This window comes from Streptomyces uncialis (genome assembly GCF_036250755.1).
Lineage (GTDB): Bacteria > Actinomycetota > Actinomycetes > Streptomycetales > Streptomycetaceae > Streptomyces > Streptomyces uncialis.
On sequence record NZ_CP109583.1, the window covers coordinates 6,152,988 to 6,176,510 of the forward strand.

General features: G+C 72.2%; 19 protein-coding genes and 2 CRISPR repeat arrays (1 of these 21 cut by a window edge). Of the genes, 11 read left to right on the forward strand and 8 right to left on the reverse strand.

Going from position 1 to position 23,523, the window contains the following annotated elements; translation table 11 throughout:
• Positions 1 to 155: 155 nt before the first annotated feature.
• Positions 156 to 1,025 carry an acyl-CoA thioesterase II gene (gene tesB, locus OG711_RS25740; protein WP_073793812.1) on the forward strand — a complete coding sequence of 290 codons (870 nt, stop codon included), beginning with the start codon at positions 156 to 158 and terminating at the stop codon, positions 1,023 to 1,025.
• A gap of 67 nt (positions 1,026 to 1,092) precedes the next feature.
• Here the strand turns inward: tesB and OG711_RS25745 are convergent, their stop codons facing one another.
• Positions 1,093 to 1,293, reverse strand: coding sequence for a hypothetical protein (locus OG711_RS25745; protein WP_073793811.1), 201 nt, complete (start codon positions 1,291 to 1,293; stop codon positions 1,093 to 1,095).
• 261 nt (positions 1,294 to 1,554) lie between these two features.
• Here OG711_RS25745 and OG711_RS25750 point away from each other — a divergent pair, with 261 nt between their 5' ends.
• Complete coding sequence (locus OG711_RS25750) at positions 1,555 to 2,349, forward strand: phosphatase (protein WP_073794381.1); 795 nt, start codon at positions 1,555 to 1,557, stop codon at positions 2,347 to 2,349.
• A 1,280-nt stretch (positions 2,350 to 3,629) separates the two neighbouring features.
• On the opposite strand, the gene OG711_RS25755 is transcribed toward OG711_RS25750, so the two are convergent.
• The 3 genes from OG711_RS25755 to OG711_RS25765 all read right to left on the reverse strand — a co-directional run bounded on the left by OG711_RS25755 (position 3,630) and on the right by OG711_RS25765 (position 7,629).
• Complete coding sequence (locus OG711_RS25755; RefSeq protein WP_329560690.1) at positions 3,630 to 4,865, reverse strand: cytochrome P450 family protein; 1,236 nt, start codon at positions 4,863 to 4,865, stop codon at positions 3,630 to 3,632.
• Between the two features lie 226 nt (positions 4,866 to 5,091).
• On the reverse strand, positions 5,092 to 5,748 hold the full coding sequence (locus OG711_RS25760) for a TetR/AcrR family transcriptional regulator (protein WP_266515773.1): 657 nt from the start codon (positions 5,746 to 5,748) through the stop codon (positions 5,092 to 5,094).
• Positions 5,749 to 6,117: 369 nt separating this feature from the next.
• Positions 6,118 to 7,629 (reverse strand): helix-turn-helix domain-containing protein, encoded by a 1,512-nt coding sequence (locus tag OG711_RS25765; protein ID WP_329560693.1) that lies wholly within the window; start codon positions 7,627 to 7,629, stop codon positions 6,118 to 6,120.
• A gap of 424 nt (positions 7,630 to 8,053) precedes the next feature.
• On the opposite strand from OG711_RS25765, the gene OG711_RS25770 reads away from it, so the two are divergent.
• The 3 genes from OG711_RS25770 (at position 8,054) to OG711_RS25780 (ending at position 12,722) form a co-directional block, all read left to right on the forward strand.
• Positions 8,054 to 9,622 (forward strand): sodium:solute symporter, encoded by a 1,569-nt coding sequence (locus tag OG711_RS25770; RefSeq protein WP_329560695.1) that lies wholly within the window; start codon positions 8,054 to 8,056, stop codon positions 9,620 to 9,622.
• Between the two features lie 239 nt (positions 9,623 to 9,861).
• Positions 9,862 to 10,884 (forward strand): agmatinase, encoded by a 1,023-nt coding sequence (gene speB, locus OG711_RS25775; RefSeq protein WP_245877000.1) that lies wholly within the window; start codon positions 9,862 to 9,864, stop codon positions 10,882 to 10,884.
• Positions 10,885 to 11,036: 152 nt separating this feature from the next.
• A complete protein-coding gene (locus tag OG711_RS25780; RefSeq protein ID WP_329560697.1) occupies positions 11,037 to 12,722 on the forward strand; it encodes a thiamine pyrophosphate-binding protein in 1,686 nt (561 codons plus the stop codon).
• 1,041 nt (positions 12,723 to 13,763) lie between these two features.
• On the opposite strand, the gene OG711_RS25785 is transcribed toward OG711_RS25780, so the two are convergent.
• The 3 genes from OG711_RS25785 to OG711_RS25795 form a co-directional block, all read right to left on the reverse strand.
• The gene (locus OG711_RS25785) at positions 13,764 to 15,119 is read right to left on the reverse strand and encodes an FG-GAP and VCBS repeat-containing protein (RefSeq protein WP_329560699.1); all 1,356 of its coding nucleotides are present in this window, start codon (positions 15,117 to 15,119) and stop codon (positions 13,764 to 13,766) included.
• A gap of 272 nt (positions 15,120 to 15,391) precedes the next feature.
• Complete coding sequence (gene cyaB, locus OG711_RS25790) at positions 15,392 to 15,949, reverse strand: class IV adenylate cyclase (protein WP_073793806.1); 558 nt, start codon at positions 15,947 to 15,949, stop codon at positions 15,392 to 15,394.
• Positions 15,950 to 15,963: 14 nt separating this feature from the next.
• A complete protein-coding gene (locus OG711_RS25795; RefSeq protein ID WP_073793805.1) occupies positions 15,964 to 16,815 on the reverse strand; it encodes a helix-turn-helix domain-containing protein in 852 nt (283 codons plus the stop codon).
• 97 nt (positions 16,816 to 16,912) lie between these two features.
• On the opposite strand from OG711_RS25795, the gene OG711_RS25800 reads away from it, so the two are divergent.
• On the forward strand, positions 16,913 to 17,323 hold the full coding sequence (locus OG711_RS25800; protein WP_329560702.1) for a hypothetical protein: 411 nt from the start codon (positions 16,913 to 16,915) through the stop codon (positions 17,321 to 17,323).
• On the forward strand, positions 17,320 to 17,673 hold the full coding sequence (locus OG711_RS25805; RefSeq protein WP_329560704.1) for a hypothetical protein: 354 nt from the start codon (positions 17,320 to 17,322) through the stop codon (positions 17,671 to 17,673). Before OG711_RS25800 ends, OG711_RS25805 begins: the two co-directional genes overlap by 4 nt.
• Before the next feature lie 582 nt (positions 17,674 to 18,255).
• Positions 18,256 to 18,771: a CRISPR direct-repeat array (repeat unit 28 nt; unit sequence GGACCACCCCCGCGCGTGCGGGGACCAC).
• 623 nt (positions 18,772 to 19,394) lie between these two features.
• Here the strand turns inward: OG711_RS25805 and OG711_RS25810 are convergent.
• A complete protein-coding gene (locus tag OG711_RS25810; RefSeq protein WP_329560706.1) occupies positions 19,395 to 19,571 on the reverse strand; it encodes a hypothetical protein in 177 nt (58 codons plus the stop codon).
• A gap of 148 nt (positions 19,572 to 19,719) precedes the next feature.
• Between OG711_RS25810 and OG711_RS25815 the strand changes: the two genes are divergently transcribed.
• From OG711_RS25815 to OG711_RS25830, 4 genes are all read left to right on the forward strand, one after another.
• Positions 19,720 to 20,973 carry a helix-turn-helix domain-containing protein gene (locus tag OG711_RS25815; protein ID WP_329560708.1) on the forward strand — a complete coding sequence of 418 codons (1,254 nt, stop codon included), beginning with the start codon at positions 19,720 to 19,722 and terminating at the stop codon, positions 20,971 to 20,973.
• Between the two features lie 79 nt (positions 20,974 to 21,052).
• Positions 21,053 to 21,463 (forward strand): hypothetical protein, encoded by a 411-nt coding sequence (locus tag OG711_RS25820; protein WP_329560710.1) that lies wholly within the window; start codon positions 21,053 to 21,055, stop codon positions 21,461 to 21,463.
• Positions 21,460 to 21,813, forward strand: a complete 354-nt coding sequence (locus tag OG711_RS25825; protein ID WP_329560712.1) for a hypothetical protein — start codon at positions 21,460 to 21,462, stop codon at positions 21,811 to 21,813. Before OG711_RS25820 ends, OG711_RS25825 begins: the two co-directional genes overlap by 4 nt.
• Before the next feature lie 395 nt (positions 21,814 to 22,208).
• On the forward strand, positions 22,209 to 22,433 hold the full coding sequence (locus OG711_RS25830; protein ID WP_329560713.1) for a hypothetical protein: 225 nt from the start codon (positions 22,209 to 22,211) through the stop codon (positions 22,431 to 22,433).
• Positions 22,434 to 22,519: 86 nt separating this feature from the next.
• Positions 22,520 to 23,523: a CRISPR direct-repeat array (repeat unit 28 nt; unit sequence GGACCACCCCCGCGTGTGCGGGGCCGAC); it runs 62 nt beyond the window's last position.

Below are 23,523 nucleotides of genomic sequence, written 5' to 3' on the forward strand. Positions count from 1 at the left end.
GGAATGCCCGGGAAATGAACCGCCGGAGGTTCTCTTTCCTTGTGCCGCCCCGTCCTCTCCCGTCGGGAGAATTGCGGGAATGCGGGGAATGCGACCGCTGTCGCCGGGGCCAGGAAAACCGGTGCGTGACGGTATTTCTCTGCCAAACTCACTGTATGGATCAACCACTTACCTCCCTTCTCGATCTGCTGGACCTGGAGAAGATCGAGGAGAACATCTTCCGCGGGCATTCCCATTCCTCCGTGGTGCCGCGGGTGTTCGGCGGGCAGGTCGCGGCCCAGTCGCTGGTCGCCGCGGGACGCACCGTGCCCGCCGACCGGACCGCGCACTCGCTGCACTCCTACTTCCTGCGGCCCGGGGACCCGGGCGCGCCGATCGTGTACACCGTCGACCGCATCCGGGACGGCCGTTCCTTCACCACCCGGCGGGTCGTCGCCGTGCAGCACGGGCAGCCGATCTTCCATCTCTCGGCGTCGTTCCAGGTCCACGAGGAGGGCCTGGAACACCAGACGGTGATGCCGCCGGCACCCGATCCGGAGACCCTGCCGACGGCGGAGGAGACCCTCGCCCGGCACGCCGGCGTACTGCTGCCCGGGGTCCCGGACCGGATGTCGGAGGCGCGCCGGGCCGTCGACCTCCGCTATGCCGACGCGCCGCCGTTCGCGACGCTCGGTGAGCCCCGCGAGCCGCGCTCCCAGGTCTGGTTCCGCACCAACGGCAAGCTCGCCGACGACCCCCTGCTGCATGTCTGCCTCGCCACCTACGTCTCCGACATGACGCTCCTCGACTCGGTGCTCCTCGCGCACGGCCGGGGCGGGTGGGCCGTCGGTGATGTCGTGGGTGCCTCGCTGGACCACGCGATGTGGTTCCACCGTCCGTTCCGGGCGGACGAATGGCTCCTCTACGACCAGGAGTCCCCGTCGTCGGCGGGCGGCCGTGGCCTGGGCCAGGCCCGGATCTGGACCCAGGACGGCCGGCTGGCGATCACCGTCATCCAGGAGGGCGTGGTACGGGTGCCCCGCTGATCCGGTGCCCCGCTGATCCGGTACCCCGCTGATCCGGTGCCCCGCTGATCCGGCGCCCGTTCGGCTCTCAGGGGGCGGGCGGTGTCTCCGTGATCGTCCAGCGTCCGACCTGCTGGTACGCCGAGTCGTACACGGTCTCGCCGACGCCCGGCGCCAGGGTGTAGTGGTGCAGGTTGCCGCCCCAGTAGCGCAATACGCGGGACAGTTCACGGACGGTGGTCTCGGACGGTCCTGAGCTGGGGATGTCCACTTCCAGGACGAACTTCATGTGCTGCACCCCTTCTACGGTCGGCCACGAGCAAAGGTGGTCCCCTTGCGTCCCTTCAATCGTTTCATGCAACTCCTTTTGGGGACTTCGCGCGGGGACAGGCCCGGAATCACACGGTCCCTGCCCTCGGAAGTCTCAAGTCGCACTTCGTGCCCGGGTGCGGCTCGGGGCGTCCGGCGGGGGGCCGGGGTGATCGTGACGGGCGTCCCACCGGGCGGTACTCCGCCCGCGGGGGCGGGAGGCGACGGCAGAATGGAGGGCATGCCGATATCCGGGACACCCAGTCGCGCCGAGCTCGTCGACCATCTGATCCGCACCCACATCGCGGGTGACGTGGCGACCCCCCGCGAGAACAATCTCGACCACTACCGCAAGCTCGCCAACGGCGACCGGCACTACTGGCTGGGCCTGGAGCTGGGGGACCGGTGGACCGACGAGCAGGACGTGCTCGCGGTGATGGCCGAGCGGTGCGGGGTGAACGACGACCCGGAGCACCGGTTCGGGCAGGACACCATCGACCCGGAGCTGACCGTCGCCGGGCTGGAGCGGATGGCGGCGCGGCTGCGGAAGGCCGCGGCCGGCAAGGAGCGGGTGCTGTTCGCGACCGGGCATCCCGGGGGGCTGCTCGATGTGCACCGGGCCACCGCGGGGGCGTTGCGGGACGCGGGGTGCGACATCGTCGTCGTCCCGGACGCGCTGTACGCCGACGAGGGTGTCGTCTTCCAGTTCGCGGACGTGGCGATGCTGGAACGGGGCGCGACACTGTGGCACACGCATTCGCCCGAGCCGATGAACGCGGTGCTGGACGGGCTGGAGCGGGCGGGGCTGGCGGCGCCCGATCTCGTGGTCGCGGACCATGGGTGGGCGGGCCGTGCGGGGCAGCGGGGGGTCGACTCCGTCGGGTTCGCCGACTGCAACGACCCGGCGTTGTTCCTTGCGGAGGCGGAGGGGACGGTGCAGGTCACGGTGCCGTTGGACGACCATGTCCGTAGCCCCCGGTTCTACGACCCGCTGACGGCATACCTCCTCGACGCGGCGGGCCTCACCCCGAGTTGACCCTCCCGGCGCCCCGAGCTCCCCGTCCCCCGGGGTTTCCTGTGCTGGGCGTACTTTTTCCTGTGCAGGTCGTTCGGTGGGTGCGCAGTTCCCCGCAGGTCGCCTTCGCTTGCGCTTCCGAGGTTCCTTGTGCTGGGCGTACTTGTTCCTGTGCCGTCGCTCGTCGGGTTTTGCGCAGTTCCCCGCGCCCCTTTGGGGCGCGTTCTGTTTGTTCTTCGGGTCGGTGCCGGTCGGGATTCTCCGTCCTCGATCCGACACGCTCGGTAAGTCGTGCAGTTGCTCCACTGAAGAGCATCGGAGTCTGCGGGCAGAGATTCCCGCCCACCCCCTCCCGCAGCCCCGCGACTGCGACAGGAGAGGGGTTCCGCAGACGACGGACGACATCAAGGGGCGCCCCTTCAGGGGCGCGGGGAACTGCGCGAAAACGACGAGCGACGGCACAGGAACGAGTGGGCCACGCACCGAGTACCCAGGGGCGCGGGGAACTGCGCACCCACGAACGACCCGCACGGGAAAGGTGCGCCCAGCCGGACGGACCTGGGAAGCGCAAGCGAAGGCGACCCGCGGGGAACTGCGCGAAACCCACGAGCGACGGCACAGGAACGAGTGGGCCACGTACCGAGTACCCAGGGGCGCGGGGAACTGCGCACCCACGAACGACCCGCACGGGAAAGGTGCGCCCAGCCGGACGGACCTGGGAAGCGCAAGCGAAGGCGACCCGCGGGGAACTGCGCGAAACCCACGAGCGACGGCACAGGAACAAGTGGGCCACGTACCGAGTACCCAGGGGCGCGGGGAACTGCGCACCCACGAACGACCCGCACGGGAAAGGTGCGCCCAGCCGGACGGACCTGGGAAGCGCAAGCGAAGGCGACCCGCGGGGAACTGCGCGAAACCCACGAGCGACGGCACAGGAACGAGTGGGCCACGCACCGAGTACCCAGGGGCGCGGGGAACTGCGCACCCACGAACGACCCGCACAGGAAAAGTGCGCCCAGCCGGACGGACCTGGGAAGCGCAAGCGAAGGCGACCCGCGGGGAACTGCGCACCCCACGAGCGACGGCACAGGAACAAGTGGGCCACGTACCGAGTACCCAGGGGCGCGGGGAACTGCGCACCCACGAACGACCCGCACAGGAAAAGTGCGCCCAGCCGGACGGACCTGGGAAGCGCAAGCGAAGGCGACCCGCGGGGAACTGCGCACCCACGAGCGACGGCACAGGAACGAGTGCGCTCACCCGGACGAACCCCGGGGTAACGGGGACCCGCCCCCGTTACGTCACCCCACGTGAACCGGCAACTCCGCAAGGCCGCGAGTCAACGCGGACGCGCGCCACCGCAGCGTCCCGGGGCCCGCCGCAAGGCGAACCGCCGGGCGGCGAGCCGCGAGCACCGTGAGCGCGACCCCCGCCTCCATCCGGGCCAGCGGCGCCCCCAGACAGTGATGCACCCCGTGCCCGAACGCGAGATGCCCCCGCCCGGGCCCTCCGGGATCGAACCGCCCGGGATCGAACCGCCCGGGTTCCGCGAACCGCCCCGGATCGCGCCCCACCGCCGCGAGCGACACGAGCACGGAGTCCCCCGCCCCCACCACCGTCCCCCCGATCCGCGTGGCCTCCGCCGCGAACCGGAACGCCGTGGTGGTGACCGGCGCGTGCAGCCGCAGCGTCTCCTCGACGACCCGGCCCACCGAGGACGGCTCCGCCCGCAGCGCCGCGAGTTCCCCGGGCCGGCACAGCAGCGCGTACAGCGCCCCGGAGATCAGATGCACGGTCGTCTCATGACCGGCCACCAGCAGCAGGAAGCACATCCCGAGCAGTTCGTCGGCCGTCAACGCGTCCCCACCCCCGGACGCGTCCCCCGCGCCGGGTGCGGCGAGCGCGCTGAGCAGATCGTCCCCGGGCCGCTCCCGCTTTCGCGCCAGCAGCTCCGCGAAGTACGTACCCATCGCGCCCATGGCCGCCCCGGCGGCCTCCGCCGAGTCGGGGGTGAGCAACTGGTACGACCAGTCCCGCAGCGCCGCGCGGTCCTCCCCGGGCACCCCGAGGAGTTCACCGATGACGGCCACCGGCAGCGGCAGCGCGTAGTCGGCCACCAGGTCGGCGGTCCCGCGCCGGGGCAGCGCCGCGGCGAGCTCCTCGGCGATCTCCCGGACGCGGGGTTCCAGTGCCGCGATCCGGGCCGGGGTGAAGTGCCGGGACACCAGCGAGCGCAGCCGGGTGTGGTCGGGCGGATCGGTCTGGAGCATGTTGCGGCCCAGCGCGTTGCCCCCGTCGTGGGACCAGGTCGCGGAGTGCCGGATGTCGTTGCGGAGCGCGGGGTCGGTGAGCGCGGCACGCGCCTCGTCACGGCCGACGACGAGCCAGGCGTCACCGGATTCTGGGACATGGACGCGGTGGACCGGGCCGAGACGGCGCAGATGCGCGAGGACGGCGTCGGGGTCGCGGACGGGATCGACCCCGGCGGGGGCGAGTTCCCCGAGGGTGGGCGCGGTACGGGGGACGGCTGCGGACATGCGGTTCCCTCCAGACGGCAGAACGACAGAGCGGCAGAGCGGCAGGGCAGCGGAGCGAGGTGAAGTGGGGACTGCTCCCCACTTTGTCATCCTGATCGTAGCGGCCCACCGGGCGCACCGTCCCGCCCGGGGAGGGACCCCGGGGAGGGACCCCGGGGAGGGACCCCGGGGAGGGAAGGGTGAACGGACAGCGGGGTGAAGGGCGGGACGGGGCAGGGCGGACGGGTCAGCGGGCGCGGTGCGGGCCGAGCGCGTGCAGCACGTCGACCAGCTCCCGCTCGGTGAGCGCCCGACCGGGCAGCGCCCCCGCGCCCGGCGCCCGCAACGCGTCCAGGAACAGCGTCAGTTGCCGCCGCCACGCGCCCGGCACCGGGGCCAGCGCGGGCACCGTACGCCCCAGCGCGGCGAGCGACAGCAGCAGATCCTCGACCGTTACATCCGTCCGCATCGCGCCCTGTTCCTGCGCCCGCGCCATCAGCGAGGCGACCGTCCGGCGGTGCTCCACGTGCAGCGCGTCCAGCGCCTCGATCCCCGGGATCGCGGTGGTCATCAGGTCGTTGGTGCCACGGTCGGCGGCCAGTTCCGCGTAGACGGAGGTCAGATACCCGAGCAGGGCGCCCCAGGCGTCCTCCTCGCGCCGCGCCCGCCGCGCCGCCTTCGCCGTCGCGTCGAGCAGTCCCGCGAACGCGGCCCCGATCAGTGCCGCGCGGTTCGGGAAGTGCCGGTACAGCGTGGCGTTGCCGAGCCCCGCCCGGCGGGCGATCTCGTCGAACGGTACGTCGAGCCCCTGCTCGGCGAAGAGCGAACGGGCCGCGCCGAGCAGCGTGTCCCGGTTGCGTACCGCGTCCCGCCGGGGAACCGCCTTCGCCTTGCCGCCCGTCATCCGCGCCTCTCCGATCCTCCCGCGCGGCCGGTCACCCACCGCCCGCCCAGTATGGCCGCACACCCCCCGCCCCCATGCCCGGAGCCCGGCTGTGCCCGGCGCCCACCCCCGAGCTCCGCGCCCACCCCCGAGCTCCGCGCCCACCCCCACGCGCCGCGCCCGCCCCTACGCGCTGCACCCGCCCCCGAGCTCCGCGCCCGCCTTCGTGCTCCGCACCCACCCCCGCCCGGCACCCGAGGCCTCCGGCCCCCCGCCCGGCATCCGATGCCTTCGGCCCCGTCCAGCACCCGATCCCCCGCCCCCCGCCCCCCGCTGCCCCCACCCCACCCCACCCCACCCCGACACTCCCCCCGCCCTCCCCCCCCGAACTCACCCCCCGCCCGACCGCCCCCCACGGCTCAGCGCGAACCAGAGCTCCATCCGTACGTCCGGGTCGTCGAGGTCCGTGCCCAGGAGGTCCGCGCAGCGGGCCACGCGCTGGCGGACGGTGTTGCGGTGCACGTCGAGGGCCACCGCCGTACGGTCCCAGCCGCCGTGCAGGGAGAGCCAGGTGCGCAGGGTCTCCGTCAGCGCGGGTCCGTTGGGCGCCGTAAGGAGTGGGGCGAGCAGGGCCCGTGCGTGGCGGTCGGCGTCGGCGGCCGGGACCAGGGACGCCAGCCCGCCCCCGTCACCCCGGTGCCGGACCAGCGGCGCGCGGACCGCCAGCGCGCGGGACAGCGCACGCGCCGCCTGCGCGTCGGCCGCGCCGAGGTCGCCGCCCGGCGCGCTCAGCCCGAGCGTCCACCCCGGCTGCGGCGGCACCTCCGGGGCGTCGGGGAGCAGGACCCGTACGGTGTCCCGTCCCGGATCGACCAGCGCCGAACCGAGGGCCGCCCCGAACGCCGCCGCGGCGACCGGATCGGCCGGTCCGGACGCGGGCCGCGCGTGGACCAAGGTCCACCGCTCACCCCCGAGCAGTCCCAGCGCCTCCTCCGGCGCCGCGCCCAGCAGCAGCCGTACGAGCGCCGCCGACCGAGCGGCCTGCGCGGTGCCCTGGTGCTCCCCGGTCAGCAGCGACAGCAGGACCACCGCGACCCCGGTGACCGTATGGTCGCCGGGCTCCCGCCGTTCCCCGGCCACCCCGAGCGCGAACCCCTGGCCGCCGCCCAGCGCGTACGCGGCGAGCGGCACCCCGCCGACGGTGTCCGTCGCCGACGCGGGCTCCGCCGGACCGCCGCCGACCCGGCCCGCCAGCTCCAGCACCCCGTCCCGGACCGCCGCCCGGGTCGCCGCCCCCGCGCCCGGTACCGGACCGGCCTCCCGGACGACCGCGCCGTCCGGGCCCACGAGCGCGGCCCAGCCGCCGCCGAGCCGCCGGGCGAGCTGCCCGAGGACCGCCGGTACGGGGTCGGGGCGGGCCGCCGCGGAGGCGAGGGCCTGCTGGTCACGCGTCACCCGGCGCAGCTCCGCGTGCCGGATGCGCGTCATGATCGCGAACACCGCGCGGGCCACCCCGGAGAACGTGGTGCGCGGCGGCACCTCGATCAGCGGCAGCCCGTACCGGTCGCACGCCGCGATCAGCGCGTACGGGACGGTGTCGTGGACCGGGGCGAGCCCGAAGCCGACCGCCGCGCCGCCCGCCGCGACGACCCGGGACACATAGGCGTCCCAGTACGGCCCGCTCCGCGCCCCGTCCGTCGCCTCCGCCGTGTGCGCCCCGGCCGTGAGCAGCAGCTCGCCGCCCAGCAGATACGGGTACGGGTCGGACATCTCGGAGGTGTGCGCCCACAGGATCACGGTCGCCGCGTCCCGGGGCCCGGCGAGCTGCCGCAGCCCCAGATCGTCCCGCGCCAGCAGTGCGGTGAGCGGGACGGGCGGGGTGGGCGGGACGGCGGCGGGCACGGGGTCCGACGGGAGCGGGGGAGTGGGCGGAGTGGACTGGGTCGGCGGGGCTGGAGGGCGTGATGTCGGCTCGTCGGGCGGCACGGGGTGGACGTTCCCTCCATCGAAGTCGTGAGAAGTGGATGAAACGTACACTTCAGCGTTGCTTTCCGGCCACCTATCGTCGTCCCTGCCGGTGACCGCGTCACGGCGGACAGCGTTCGGACGGCCCTGGCCGGGTCGGACGCTGTCCCTCGCGACGCGGCCACCGGCGGCCCGCCCGCGCACCCCCCGACCCGCCCCGCGACGCGCGAGCCCGACCCGACCGGACCCGACCCGCACCCCGCTCACCGCCGCACCCCGCCGCACCCCGCACCCGCTCACCGCCGCACCCCGCTCACCGTCCCCCCGCAGCACCGCCGCCGAGGCGCGAAGGAGGCCCCGTATGGCCGTCGACTACGCAGTGATCGCCGTCTATCTGGCAGGCATGCTGGCCATGGGCTGGTGGGGCATGCGCCGCGCCAAGTCCAAGAGCGATTTCCTGGTCGCGGGCCGCCGCCTCGGCCCCGTCATGTACTCCGGCACCATCGCCGCGATCGTCCTCGGCGGCGCCTCCACCATCGGCGGCGTGGGCCTCGGCTACCAGTACGGGCTCTCCGGCGCCTGGATGGTCCTCACCATCGGCCTCGGACTACTGGCCCTGTCGGTGTTCTTCTCGGCGCGGATCGCCCGGCTGAAGGTGTACACCGTCTCCGAGATGCTGGACCTGCGCTACGGCGGCCGGGCCGGGGTGATCTCCGGGGTCGTCATGTGGGCGTACACCCTGATGCTCGCGGTGACCTCGACCATCGCCTACGCCACCATCTTCGACGTCATGTTCGACCTGAACCGCACCCTCTCGATCATCCTCGGCGGTTCCATCGTCGTCGCGTACTCCACGCTCGGCGGGATGTGGTCGATCACGCTCACCGACATGGTCCAGTTCGTGGTGAAGACCGTCGGCATCCTGCTGCTGCTCCTGCCGATCGCGGTGATCAAGGCGGGCGGCTTCAGCGAGATGAAGGCCCAGCTGCCGACCGAGTACTTCGACCCGCTCGGCATCGGCGGCGAGACGATCTTCACCTATGTGCTGATCTACACCTTCGGCATGCTCATCGGGCAGGACATCTGGCAGCGCGTCTTCACCGCCCGCAGCGACACCACGGCCCGCTGGGGCGGGATGGCCGCCGGTACGTACTGCCTCGTCTACGCCGTCGCCGGAGCCGTCATCGGCACCGCCGCCAAGGTGCTGTACCCGAAGCTCGCCGCCGACGACGCCTTCGCCACCATCGTCAAGGAGGAGCTGCCGATGGGCGTGCGCGGGCTCGTGCTGGCCGCCGCGCTCGCCGCTGTGATGTCCACGTCGTCCGGTGCGCTGATCGCCTGCGCGACCGTCGCCAACAACGACATATGGTCGCGGCTGCGCGGAGCGGTCGGCCGCCCCGCGCCCGGCCCGGACGGGTCCGCCCAAGGGGACGACGAGATCGACGAGGTCAAGGGGAACCGGCTGTTCATCCTCGTCATGGGCGTCGGCGTGATCGCGATAGCCATCGCGCTGAACGACGTCGTGCAGGCGCTGACCGTCGCCTACAACCTCCTCGTCGGCGGGCTGCTCGTACCCATCCTCGGCGGACTCCTGTGGAAGCGCGGCACCGCCGCCGGAGCCCTCGCCGCCGTCGCCGTCGGCGGGACCGCCGTCATCGGCCTGATGTGGCACTACGGCATCCTCGCCAACGAACCCGTCATGTACGGACTGCTCGCCTCCCTCGCCGTCTACGTCACCGTCTCGCTGGCGACCCCGCCCACCGACCCGGAAACGCTGGCCGCCTGGCGGGAACGCGTCGCGGGCCGCGCCCCCGAGCCGGGCGCCGCACCCGAGCCGGGCGCCGCAGCGGTTCCCGGGCCCGCAGCGGTTCCCGGGCCCGCGGAGGGGCAGCGGTCCGCGGTGGGCCACACTGGAAGCACGAGCGGGTAGCACGAGCGACCGGCACCATCCGAGCGCCCGTCCCCGCAGGCCGGCGCACCGCACACCCCGGCAGCCAGGGGGCGGACCGGTACCCCGCCCGGGTACACCCGGCACGGCACCCGGTCCGCCCGCCGCCGCCCGGCGACAACTGAAGCCACAAGCACCCGGCGGGTGCCCGTACGCGAGGAAACCCGGACGTACCCCGGCAGCCGCCGGCCCGCCAGAACCGCACCAGGAGGAGTCCGACGATGAGCACCACCGAGAACCCGGCCGAGGGCACCCCCGCCGCCGCAGGCACCCAGGGCACCCCGGCCGGCCCCGTCGGCCCCGTGGACTCCTCCCGCGTCCCCCGGTACGCGGGCCCCGCCACCTTCGCGCGGCTGCCCCGCCTCGACCAGGTGGGCACCACCGACGTGGCCGTCGTCGGCGTCCCCTTCGACACCGGGGTGTCCTACCGTCCCGGCGCCCGCTTCGGCGGCAACGCGATCCGTGAGGCGTCCCGGCTGCTGCGCCCGTACAACCCGGCGCAGGACGCGTCGCCCTTCGCCCTCGCGCAGGTCGCGGACGCCGGTGACATCGCGGCCAACCCGTTCAACATCCACGAGGCCGTCGAGACCATCGAGGCCGCCGCGGACGACCTGCTCGGCAGCGGCGCCCGGATGATGACCCTCGGCGGCGACCACACCATCGCGCTGCCGCTGCTGCGCTCCGTCGCCAAGAAGCACGGCCCGGTAGCGCTGCTGCACTTCGACGCGCACCTCGACACCTGGGACACCTACTTCGGCGCCGAGTACACGCACGGCACCCCGTTCCGGCGGGCCGTCGAGGAGGGCATCCTGGACACCTCCGCCCTCTCCCACGTCGGCATCCGCGGCCCGCTGTACGGCAAGCAGGACCTCACCGACGACGAGAAGATGGGCTTCGGCATCGTCACCTCGGCGGACGTCTACCGCCGGGGCGCCGACGAGGTCGCGGACCAGCTGCGCCAGCGCATCGGGGACCGCCCGCTGTACATCTCCATCGACATCGACTGCCTCGACCCGGCCCACGCCCCCGGCACCGGCACCCCCGAGGCGGGCGGCATGACCTCCCGCGAGCTCCTGGAGATCCTGCGCGGCCTGGCCTCCTGCAACCTCGTCTCGGCCGACGTGGTCGAGGTCGCCCCCGCGTACGACCACGCCGAGATCACGGCGGTCGCCGCGTCCCACACGGCGTACGAGCTGACGACGATCATGGCGCGGCAGATCGCGGCGAGCCGCACGACGGGCTGACCCGTCGCACACCGGCCCGTCGCACACCGGCCAGTCCGCACCGGCCTGTCGCACACCGGCCCGGCGTACCCGACACCGGGCCCGCACCAGGCGGCCCCTCCGCGAGGGGCCGCACCTCCACCCCCCCACCCCACGACCAGGGAGCGGCTGAAGTGACGCACGACCACCACGGGCCCGAACTGCTGCCGACGGCCGCGCAGACCGAGGCGGCGCTGAACCCGCCGCCCGGACGCAACGGCGGCGACCTCGTCGTGGAGACGCTCCAGAGCCTCGGCGCGACCACCGTCTTCGGGCTGCCGGGCCAGCACGCGCTCGGCATGTTCGACGCGCTGCGCCGCAGCGACCTGCGGTACGTGGGCCTGCGCGTGGAGAACAACGCGGGCTTCGCGGCGGACGCCTACGGCCGGGTCACCGGCGAGGCGGCCCCGCTGCTGCTGTCGACGGGGCCGGGCGCGCTCACCTCGCTCGCCGCGCTCCAGGAGGCGGCGGCGGCGTCGGCGCCCGTGCTGGCGATCTCCAGCCAGATCCCGGTGGCGGGCCTCGGCGGCGGCCGGCACGGCTATCTGCACGAGCTGCGCGACCAGAAGGCCGCGTTCCGGGACGTGGTGAAGTCCGTCCACACGGTGCGCACCGCGTCGCAGATCCCGTCCGCGATCGCGCGGGCGTGGCAGTCGGCGCTGACCGCGCCGCACGGTCCGGTGTGGGTGGAGATCCCGCAGGACGTCCTGCTGGCCGAGACGCCGATCCCCGTGGTGACGGGCCTCGACGCGACGCCGGACGAGGTGTTCCCGCGCCCCGAGCTGACCGCGGTGGCGGCCGATCTGCTGTCGCGCGCCGAACGCCCGGTGATCATCGCGGGCGGCGGGGTGGTCCGCTCGGACGCGTCCGGCAAGCTGCGGGCGCTGGCGGAGAAGCTGGACGCGCCGGTCGTGACGACGTTCGGCGGCAAGGGCGCGTTCCCCTGGAACCATGAACTGTCGCTCCAGTCCTGGCTGGAGGACCGTCACACCACGGACTTCCTGGAGGACGCGGACGTCCTGCTGGTCGTCGGCTCCGGCCTCGGTGAACTGTCGTCCAACTACCACACGTTCCGCCCCCGGGGCCGGGTCGTCCAGATCGAGGCCGACCTCGGCAAACTGGAGTCCAACCACCCCGCGCTGGGCATCCACGCGGACGCCCGCCTGGCGCTGGGCGCGCTGCTGGAGACGGTACGGGAGCGGGGCGACACCGGCGCGGCCGAGCGGGTACGGGGTGTCCTCGACGCGGTACGGGAGCGGATCGCCGGACAGGGACTCGACCTGGAGCAGTCGCTGCTGACGACGATCCGCGCGGCGCTGCCCGACTCGTCACCGTCCTTCTGGGACATGACGATCCTGGCGTACTGGGCGTGGTCCGCGTTCGACGCGCGGCGGCCCAACACGATGCACTCCGCGCAGGGTGCCGGGGGCCTCGGTTACGGTTTCCCCGCCGCGCTGGGCGCGGCGGCGGCGGACCCGTCCCGCCCGGCCCTCGCGGTGTCCGGCGACGGCGGCGCGATGTACTCGATCGCCGAGCTGGCGACGGCCCGCCAGTACGACCTGAACGTCACGTGGCTGATCGTGGACGACGGCGGCTACGGCATCCTCCGCGAGTACATGACCGACACGTTCGGCGAGGCCACGGGCACGGAACTGTCCCGCCCGGACTTCGTCGCCCTCGCGGAGTCCTTCGGAGTCCCCGCGACCCTGGCGACCCCGGACACCCTGGGCGCCACCTTGACGAAGTCGTTCGCGGAGAGCGGCCCTTCGGTGGTGGTCCTCCCGGCGGTACTGAGGATGTTCGCGCCTACGCATTTGTAGGGGGCGGGGGTTGGGGGTGGGGGTGGGGAGTGTTGTGGGTGCGGCTCCCTACCCCACTGTGAACGTTCGCGGGGCGGTGTGCCTGGGGCTGTCCTTGGGGGTGCGGGGACCACGGTTTGCGGAGGTTGTTGAGCCACTGGCGGACTGGGACATCCCCGCGCGTGTGGGGACCACAAACTCCTCGAAACGTCGATCACCGCCGACGGCGGACCACTCCCGCGCATGCGGGGACCACTCCAGCAGGTCGTTGTTCACGTAGGCGGGGACCGGACCACCCGCGCGCGTGCGAGGACTACGCCCCCCGACCAACACTTTCGTGCTGAGCCGGTCGGACCACCCCCGCGCGTGCGGGGACTACGCCTTGTACTCGACGTCTTCGCCCTCGTCCACGGGACCACCCCCGCGCGTACGGGGACTACCGTCCTGAGTGGGGAAGCGGACCGCCCGGTAAGGGACCACCCCCGCGCGTGCGGGGACTACCTGGTGCTCCTCCTGGCGGAGGCGTACTACGGAGGACCACCCCCGCGCGTGCGGGGACTACACGACGATGCCGTCCTTCCACGGCTGCGCGCCCGGACCACCCCCGCGCGTGCGGGGACTACCCCGAGAACCCCACGCCCCGCCCGGAGTACCCGGGACCACCCCCGCGCGTGCGGGGACTACCCGACCCTGGACCGCGAGCGGATCGAAGCGTACGGACCACCCCCGCGCGTGCGGGGACTACATCGACAACGGAGAGCGTAAGGACACGGACGCGGGACCACCCCCGCGCGTGCGGGGACTACACTTCCTGACCTGCGGGTTTCTCAGCGGATCGGCCCGTTTTCCTTTAGTCGCATCGCACCCGGGCGTTCGCCCTTGGCGCCCCCTCCGCACAAGGCACGTACCCGAACAGCCGATCCGTCCCGGGTGAAGGGTACAACCGGCCCCCGACCGGGTCCCGTCCGTTGCGAGTCGTAGTGGGCGCAACGAGTTAGGCCCCGCCCCAGGGAGTGAACGGGGCGGGGTGGCGCCACAGGTACGGGTCGTTGTGGGGCCGGGTCAGTGGAGGATGCCGGTGACCTCGTACGTGGCGATCCCCCTGATGCCGGAGGTCGTGACGCCCGTGCGGCTGCCGGGCAGGCGCAAGGAGCCCTGGTTGCCGGTGACATGCAGATCGGCGCGGCTGTCGCCGTTGACGTCCCGGAGCCGTACCACTTTGCCGAACTCCTCGTTCTGGGTGACCGAGCCGGGCACTCCGGCCGTCGCGCGGTCGAAGTACTGGGAGTTCTCGCCGGACAGCCCCAGCTTGCTCCCGCGCAGGACGTGGACCGCGCCCGCGTCGGCGCGGCCGTTCAGCTTCTCGCCGCCGGCACCGATCGCGAGGTCCGGGTTCCCGTCCCCGTTCACGTCGCCCACCGCGACGGACGAGCCGAAGCGGTCACCCGCCTCGGGGGACCCGGCGACACCGGACGTGGCCTGCGTGATCCGCTTGTAGGAGCCCGCGCCCTTGCCCGTTCCGCTCCACAGGGTGACGTAGCCCTTCGCACCGTTCGTGTCGGGCGTGCCGATGGCGATGTCGCCGTAGCCGTCCTTGTCGAAGTCCGTGACGACCCCCTCGCCCATGTCGTCCTGGACCACGTCGATCGGGATGGTCCGGCCCTGGACGAGTCCCGTGGCGCCGCCCCGGTAGAAGCGGGCGTGTCCGGTCAGGCGGCTGTTCGCGGGTATGGAGCCGAGGATCACCAGGTCGGTGGCGCGGTCCTTGGTGACCTTGCCCGCGATCAGGTTGGCCGCGTAGTAGCGGCCGGTGTCGACGTGGACGGGCCGTACGGCGATGGCGGCGCGGGAGTACGTGCCCTGGAGGACGAACGCGTCGGAGGACTCGACGGCGGCGAGTTCGGTGTCGCCGTCCCCGTCGAAGTCACCGGTGGCGAGGTCGCTGCCGAACAGGTTCCACGCCTGGTACCCGGCGGACGGTACGGAGGTGCCGCCGGAGAGGCCGGAGGGGGAGCCCCACAGGATGGTGACGGCACCGCGCTGGTCGCGGCCGCCGATGTCCTCGCCGGTGGCGGAGACGGCGAGGTCGCCGTACCCGTCACGGTCGAAGTCGGCGGCGGTGCGGACCTCGCCGAACAGGTCGCCCGCCTCGTCGGCGCCGGGGACACCGGGGCTGTCCTGGTGGATGAGCTGGGACGCGCCCCCGATTCCTCGTGACGTACCGAAGACGACGCGGACCGTGCCGCCGGGGCTGCTGGTGGAGGCGGAGGCGTAGTCGCGGAACCCGTCACCGTTGAAGTCGTCGGGGAACGTGGCCTGCGGAGCCGCTCCAGCGGCACCCGCCGGAATGGCCAGCAGCCCGCCGCTGAGCGCGACGACCGCGGCCGTCGCGAGGCTGAGACGAAGGGACTTGCGCATGGGGTGTGGACTCCCAGGTACGTAAGGCGCCGTCCGGTGCACACGGCGGTGGACGAGGAGGGGGGTGCACTGGGAGGACTGCCCAGGGTGCGTGAGGGTTGTACGCCTTGTACTGCCTTTGCTCGTAGGCCAGTTGGGGAGTGGCGGGCGGTGGCTCCCGCTATCCGGTGGGGCGGTCGAGGTGAAGGAGGAGCAGGTCGAACCGGGGGCCGCCGGGTGCGTTGCGGGTACGGGCCCGCAGACGGAGCCGAGCCGCTGTGACGTTGAAGACGTCAGGTCGCACGCTGAGCACTGACGGCGTCCGTGTAGGTGTCCCGGGTCAGATCCTCTGGACCGATGTCCAGATCGCCGAGAACAGAGCGGATGTCGTCCAGGGCCGCCGATACGTCATGTTCCTCCACCAGCGTCTCGATCTCCAGGAACGTGCCGTCGACCTCGGGCACACGGACGAGAGTGGCGAGCATGTGACGTCCGCACGCCTCGAAGGCGTAGTTGCGGCACCGCTTTTCGAAGGCGATGACCAGTACATGGCCGAGTCCGCGCACGATGGCGTGGGCCGCCGCAGCGTCTTCGACCCGGGTCTCGTACTCGGGTTTTGAACCCGATGTCTCGTCAACGGAAGCGCCCTTGAAGGTTAGGAAGGTGTGGGCGCCGTGCGCGCCGTGCACGGTGCGCACCCGCAGTTCCTTGCCTGCACGGCTGAGTTCCCCATCGGGCTGGTCGTAGTAGCTGTCCTTGTACACCTCGACACGTGCGTCGGCTCGATCGTCGAGAGCTTGCGTCACCGCCTCGGGCGTGTGCACCCGCGCTTTGAGTTCGGCCTCGATCACTCTTTCTCCTTCTCTCAAACGGTGCGTTCAGCACCCTCGATGATGACTTCGAACGTGCGTCGGAAACCCCGGAACAAGGGGCCGTGCGGAGTCTCCACCACCTTGTACATCGCGGATTCGTGGCCTTCCCAGCCGCTATCGAAAACGCTGACGAACATCGTTGAATCGACGCGGATGACCCGCCAGGTGGGGAGCGTCTTGTACCGGTACACCTTGATGTCGCACACGCTCGCCAACTCCCGGAGCCGGGATTCTGCCAGCTTCACACCACCTGCCAGCGACTCGGTGGACTCACCGATCTCCGCAGCCCGTTGGACCAACGCGGTCGAGTCCGGGTCCAGAAGCAGAACGCGTACGCGCTTGCCCTCACTGCCGGGCTGCCGAGGCAGGCACGAGCGTAGGAGCGAGTCGTTCAGCCCGATCAGTCCGAGACCCCGAACCGCGAGGACATCCAATTCTGCCGCCTCGCGTGCCATCTGCTGGATCTCTTCGGCAGCGGAACGCTGTGCCGCGTAGACCCGAACCACTTCGGGGAACGCGGCCAGGTCGAAGGCCGGTCCACCTACGTGCTGCGCACGGCTGGCGGCAAGCCCCAGTAGATGTCGAGCGTCGCCGGGCATGCTCAGCCCATCAGCGATCCGCTCGTAGACGTCCAGTCTGCTGACTTCCCGGCGGCCATTGATGATCTCGTTGACACGCCCCTGAGCCATGCCGACAGCGGTGGCGATGCGGCCTTGGCTGGCTCCGGAGTACCGCTGTACGTACCGGAAGACGGCTCCGATGTCTCGTTCCCTCAGCGCCTGACGCACGTCAGCTCGCTCCCACGCCCAGGTGGGCAGGCCCACTGGTCCAACGTCGATGGACACAGCGAGTCTCCTTCCCGATTGAGATTACTTTGGATCTCACGGTGAGATCACCGTTGAGGGATCGTACAACCACTGAGCGTGACACCAGTCTTGCCCCATGGACGAGACCGCCAGCTTGAGTCTGGCCTGTGCTGAAGAGCCATCCCTGCTGAGTGACCGCCTGACCGAGTGGGTCCGTGGCCGTGACATCGGTGAACGGGCGGCGGTAGCCGCGTTGATCGAGGAGGGTGACGTTCTCGCGCGTGGGGACGTCCGGGATCTGCTGGTCGTGGAGAACGAGGCCGTCGTGTTCTGCGACTGGCCGCGGTTCGAGGCCCAGTACCGGTGCGTGCTGGTGCTGGACGAGGGTGAGGACGCGTTTCTGACGCTGGTCCTCGCGACGGCGTTCCCGAGGCTGGTGCCGCTCTGGAAGGTCGAGGTGCTGGGGGACCGGCGGCTGGTGATCGTGCTGCGGGCGCTGGCCCGGTTGGCGGGGTCGGATTCGGTCGCGGTGGGGTGCCGGTCGTGACGGTGATGATCTGCTGCCGTTGTGATCAGCCCATCAGGTCCGGTGAGTTGCACGAGCGGCTGTTCCGTGACTCGATGTCGGGGCCGGGGATCACGATGCACCGCCACGAGCGGTGTGCCGACGAGCCGGGGGCGGTCCCCGTACGAGGTCAGGCGGGCGGTCCGCAGTGGTACGGCGCCGACGACTGGAGCCGTCTCGCGCCGATGTCCCCGGCCCATGCGCTGGCGTGGGGCAGGTTCCTCACCCACGTCGGTGCCTGCGGGCAGTGCAACGGCGACGACCCGTGGTCCTGCGAGGCCGGCCGCGTGCTGCGGAGGGTGTGGCGGACGGCGGCACGGGAGTCGTGGTGAGGCGGCCCGCGGTGCCGTGCGCGGCGTGCGTACGGGCCCGGGTGGTGGGCGTGCCCGGGAGTCGGCATGGCTGTCATGGGGTGACACGGTTGAAGCTGGGTCGTCGTCGGCAGCTGCGGTTGCGATGGTTCGCGCGTCGCTGTCCGTGTACGTGCGGGGGCGCTGGTCTCGGTCCGGGGCCCGGGTCGGCGCTGGGTGCGGGGACGGGGCGGTCGGGCCGAGGGTGATCGGGCGAGGGGCCCGGGTTCCTTGCGTTCCGTGCGGTCACGGTCTGCCTGGTGCGAGGGTGCGGTGGCCCCGGTTCGCAGGTACGGGGTGCTGGGTCCGTCCTGGCCGCCGCTCACGATCGGTGTCCGGCCGGTGGTCCTCCCGGTGCGGTGGGTGCTGCTCCGGCCGACACGGGAAACATGAGTGTCCCCGTCGTCGTTCATCCGCCCAGCCCCACGGGCGCGCGACGGGTACGCGCGGGCGATCAGATCCTCGGCCTCGCCTACAGCCATGGCGATCTAGCGGAGTTCTTGCGCCGAGCGGGGTTGGACCTCGACCCTGCGGGGGTCGGCACGAGCACGATGATCCAGCAGAGGGCCACCCCCGCGCGTGCGGGGACCACTCCGATGTCTGGCGCTCCCCCGGCGGTGAGCACGGACCACCCCCGCGCGTGCGGGCACTACAGCGCCTCACGTACCCCCTCCGCGACCTCCCAGGGACCACCCCCGCGCGTGCGGGGACCACGATGCGTTGAGCGTCGTGGTAGGTGGTGCCGTGGGACCACCCCCGCGCGTGCGGGGACCACACCCCCACCACCGCCCGGCCCGGCCCGTCCCCCGGACCACCCCCGCGCGTGCGGGGACCACGGCCTTCTTCTCCGCGTCGTCGGCCGCCTTCTGGGACCACCCCCGCGCGTGCGGGGACCACCGACCGCGCCGGCCGCCGATGGCAGCTCACCTCGGACCACCCCCGCGCGTGCGGGGACCACGCCTGATGTCCGGCGACACCGTGATCACCATCGGGACCACCCCCGCGCGTGCGGGGACCACGTCCTTGCGGTGCGCCGTGGTCATCATGGTTGCGGACCACCCCCGCGCGTGCGGGGACCACACTTCCTGACCTGCGGGTTTCTCAGCGGATCGGGCCGTTTTCCTTTAGTCGCATCGCACCCCTGCGTTCGCCTTTGGCGGTCCTCCGTGCAAGGCACCTGTACCCGTACACCTGATCCGTCCCGGGAAGGGTACAACCGGTGCAACCGGCACCCGGCCTGGTCCCGTCCGCTGCACGGCGCAGTGGGCGCAACGAGTCCGGGCCTTACTCCGGAGAGCGTGGGGAGCAGGGCGGTGGACGTGATCAGTTCGGCGTGCGGCAGGGAGCCGATGCCCCGGCCTGGCCAGTCCGGCTGGGCCGCGAGATCGCACAGCCCTATGAGCTGTTCGGTACGGGCACCTTCGGGGACCCGGTCCACCAGTTCCGGTCCGAACCAGTAGTCGGCCGAGCGGAACAAGCCCACCCTGCGATCACGTCGAGAAGGGGCGGGAACGGCGTACGAGCAGTTGGGCCCGGTCTTCGCTTCGATGACTCATCAGCTCGTCGTGCATCACCTGGGAGATGCCACGCCCTCGGTGGCCTTAGCGGAGGTTCTCGCAGAGGGTGAAGGTCGTGCCGTCGCGTGCAGTGAAACCGTAGGTGAATCCTGCCCGTTCGCCGCTCATCCGCGCGATGACGCACTCTCAGCCAGCAGCGGACGTATGGCCCTCAAGCCGTTCTTCGAAGCGCTCCAGCGCGAAGAACGGGTCGGTGGCGATGTCCTGCGCGTACACCTCGGAGTACACGTCGAGGATGACGCTCCGGATCTCCGGCAGGCGGTCGACCGTGTGGTACTCGGTGGTCATCGGGTCTACCGACATACAGGCATCGCCTCGTATCACTCGGAGAGTCCCACAAGTCTCGTACAGCCCTCGACGGCAAGGTAGTTCGTGAAGGTGGCTCGTGGGCCGTGGAGCGGCGCACGCCCTTACGCTGGCAGCGACGAACTGTACAGAGAGGGGTCATACCGTGTCCTTCGACGTTCCCCGCCCGGACCCGTACGCGGACCCGGTCGCGTTCGGGCAGAGACTCCGCATCCTGCGTACCAGGCGTGGACTGACCCGCGAACATCTCGGTGGTCTCGTCGGGTATTCGGCGCAGTGGGTCAAGGATCTGGAGACCGGCCGTCGTCAGGTGCCGCGTCTTTCGGTGATGCTGCGGCTCGCCGAGGTGCTGCGGGTGGCGAACCTCGCGGATCTCATGGGGGAGCGGTGCGCGGGCGTGGATCTCTTCACCGGACCTGGTCATGCGCGGCTCGGTGAGGTCAAGGCGGCGGTGGACGCCTTTCCGCTGGTGACCCGGCGCGAGGCACCGCCGGTCGCGCACCTCGCCGAACGGGTGGCCCGCGCGTGGGCCGCGAGGCACTCATCGCCCCATCACCGCGACGTGATCGGCGCGTTGCTACCGGAGCTCTTGCGTGACGCGCAGCTCTCCGTACGGCAGTCCGACCGGGCGGCGGAACGGCGCGCGGCCCAGGCCGTGCTCGCCGAGGTCTACTCGCTCGCGCAGTTCTTCATCGCGTACCAGCCGGACACGGCACTGTTGTGGCGGGTGGTCGAGCGCGGGCTGATCGCCGCGCAGGAGTCCGAGGACCCGCACGTCATCGGTGTCGCCGCGTGGCTGGCCGCGCAGGCCCACCGCGACCTGGGACCTGCCCACTTCGACGCCGCCGACGCCGTGAACCTGGAGACGCTCGCCTACCTCGAACCGTTCCTGCCCGACGCCCCGCCCGACGTGCTCGCCATCGCGGGCGCGCTCACCTTCGAGGCCGGGTACACCGCTGCCCGGCGCGGCGAGACGGGCACCGCCTGGCGCTACTGGGACCAGGCACGGCCCATGGCCGAACGGCTGCCGGCCGACTACTACCACCCGGTGACGAGCTTCTCCCGTACGGTCATGGGCGCCCACGCGGTCACGATCGCGGTCGAACTTCGTTCGGGCGGCGAGTCGGTGCGCCAGGCCGCCGCGGCGGACGTTCTGGAGATCCCGTCAAGGCCGCGCCGTGCCCGCCACCGTATCGAGGAAGCGCGCGGCTATCAGCTGGACGGCCAGCCCGACGTGGCGTTGGCGACGCTGGAGAAGGCCCACCGGAGTGCGCCCGAGACGATCAAGTACAACGGCTATGCCAAGCGGATCGTGCTGGAGGAGACCGCGTCGAAGGTCCCGGCGCGCCGCCGTCGCGCGTCGGCGTTGGCGGTGACCCTCGGCATGCTGGCCGCCTAGACAAAGGGGTGCACTTCGCACCCCTGATGCCTCGCGGCCACTTCTACGGTGCCTTCACCGACCGTGGAGAGGGACTGCGATGAACGCGCGCGAAACACAGACATGGGATCTCGACGGGGGGCCACCCCTCTTGTCCGACCGGCTCATCGAGTGGGTCCGTGACCGCGATATCGGGGAGCGGGCCGCTGTCGCCGCGTTGATCGAGGAGGGCGACGTTCTCGCGCGTGGGGACGTCCGGGATCTGCTGGTCGTGGAGAACGAGGCCGTCGTGTTCTGCGACTGGCCGCGGTTCGAGGCCCAGTACCGGTGCGTGCTGGTGCTGGACGAGGGTGAGGACGCGTTCCTGACGCTCGTCCTCGCGACTGCGTTCCCGAGGTTGGTGCCGCTCTGGAAGGTGGAGGTGCTGGGGGATCGGCGGCTGGTGATCGTGCTGCGGGCGCTGGCCCGGTTGGCGGGGGCGGATTCGGTCGCGGTGGGCTGCCGGTCGTGACGGTGATGATCTGCTGCCGGTGTGATCAGCCCATCGAGTCCGGCGAGCTGCACCAGCGGCTGTTCCGTGACTCGATGTCGGGGCCGGGGATCACGATGCACCGCCACGAGCGGTGTGCCGACGAGCCACGGACGGTCCCCGTACGAGGTCAGGCGGGCGGTCCGCAGTGGTACGGCGCCGAGGACCGGAGCGGCCTGCCGCCGATGTCCCCGGCCCACGCGTTGGCGTGGGGCAGGTTCCTCACCCACGTCGGTGCCTGCGAGCAGTGCAACGGCCCCGATCCCTGGTCCTGCGAGGCCGGCCGCGTGCTGCGGAGGGTGTGGCGGAAGGCGGCACGGGAGTCGTGGTGAGGCGGCCCGCGGTGCCGTGCGCGGCGTGCGTACGGGCCCGGATCGTGGGCTTGGCGGGCGATGACCACGGCTGCCATGGGGTGACACGACTGAAGCTGGGCCGCCGAGGACTGCGGTTGCGGTGGTTCGCGCGTCGGTGTCCCTGTGCGTGCGGGGTTGGGGGTGGTGGGGTCCGGCGTGCGTCGCGTTCTGGGGCGGGGGGCACGGTTCCCGTGTGAGCTGCCGCAGGGTGGGGCGCCGTTACGCGCTGTGGCCGTCCGTGTGAATCGGGTGGTGCTGCGTATCGGGGCGCGGTGCGGGGACCTGGTGTCGTGCCTGTCCCGGCCGGTGACGTTCGGTGTCCGGTCGGTGGTCCCCGGGGTGCGGTGGACGTGGGCGCGACGGAGGCTGGAGACATGGCCGTCCCCGTCGTCGTCCACCCGCCGAGCCCCACCGGCGGGCGACGAGTACGCGCGGGCGACCAGATTCTCGGCCTCGCGTACAACCTCCGCGACCTCTCGGAGTTCCTGCGGCGCGCGGGGTTGGACCTGGACCCGGCGGAGGTAGCGACGAGCACGATGATCGAGTGGCGGGGCGGGGGGCCTGATGTCTGGAGCCCCCACGAGCTGGGTTCTGCTTGAGTTCCGAACGATTTCGGCTGGGGTTGGGGAGTCCTCGCGCGTGCGGGGACGACACATGCAGTCAGACGCCTGCCCACGCAGCGAAGGGACCACCCCCGCGCCTGCGGGGACGACGACTCCGATCAAGTCGCAGACGCGATCGGTCAGGGACCACCCCCGCGCGTGCGGGGCCGACTAGAAAAGGGTCGGGCCCGTGGCCTCACCGGAGGGACCACCCCCGCGTGTGCGGGGCCGACTGAACGCGCAGCGGCCCGAGCTGATCGACCACCGGACCACCCCCGCGTGTGCGGGGCCGACGCGACGACGACCTACGGGTCCGGGGCGCTGTCGGGACCACCCCCGCGTGTGCGGGGCCGACCCCAGGTCTGGGTGACCTCGCCCCATCTGGAGAGGACCACCCCCGCGTGTGCGGGGCCGACTTCCGCTCGCCGGGGCTGGGGAGGGTCATGGTGGGACCACCCCCGCGTGTGCGGGGCCGACCACGAGTAGGCCGCGGCGCCGGTCTCCAGCGGGGGACCACCCCCGCGTGTGCGGGGCCGACATGTCGGCGACGCTGTGCCGCCAGTACCCGACCGGACCACCCCCGCGTGTGCGGGGCCGACTCATCGAACGACGCGCCCGCACCCGGCCCTTCAGGACCACCCCCGCGTGTGCGGGGCCGACCATGTGTCCCCCTCAGGCGGCGAGCATGTCGAGGGACCACCCCCGCGTGTGCGGGGCCGACGGCTCCGAGGTCCGCGCGGGCCGCCTCCGCCCTGGGACCACCCCCGCGTGTGCGGGGCCGACATGTTCCACCCGCACGGTTCACGCCACGCTGCGGGACCACCCCCGCGTGTGCGGGGCCGACGACTTGCCCATGTTGGTGACGCCCGCGATCAGCGGACCACCCCCGCGTGTGCGGGGCCGACGGTCCTGGTCGCCGAGATCGCGCACGTCCTCAGGGACCACCCCCGCGTGTGCGGGGCCGACGCGACCACCCCGGACAACCTCCGGAGCGCCGCCGGACCACCCCCGCGTGTGCGGGGCCGACTTGGTGACATCGCGTGCCCGCGCGAGGATGCCCGGACCACCCCCGCGTGTGCGGGGCCGA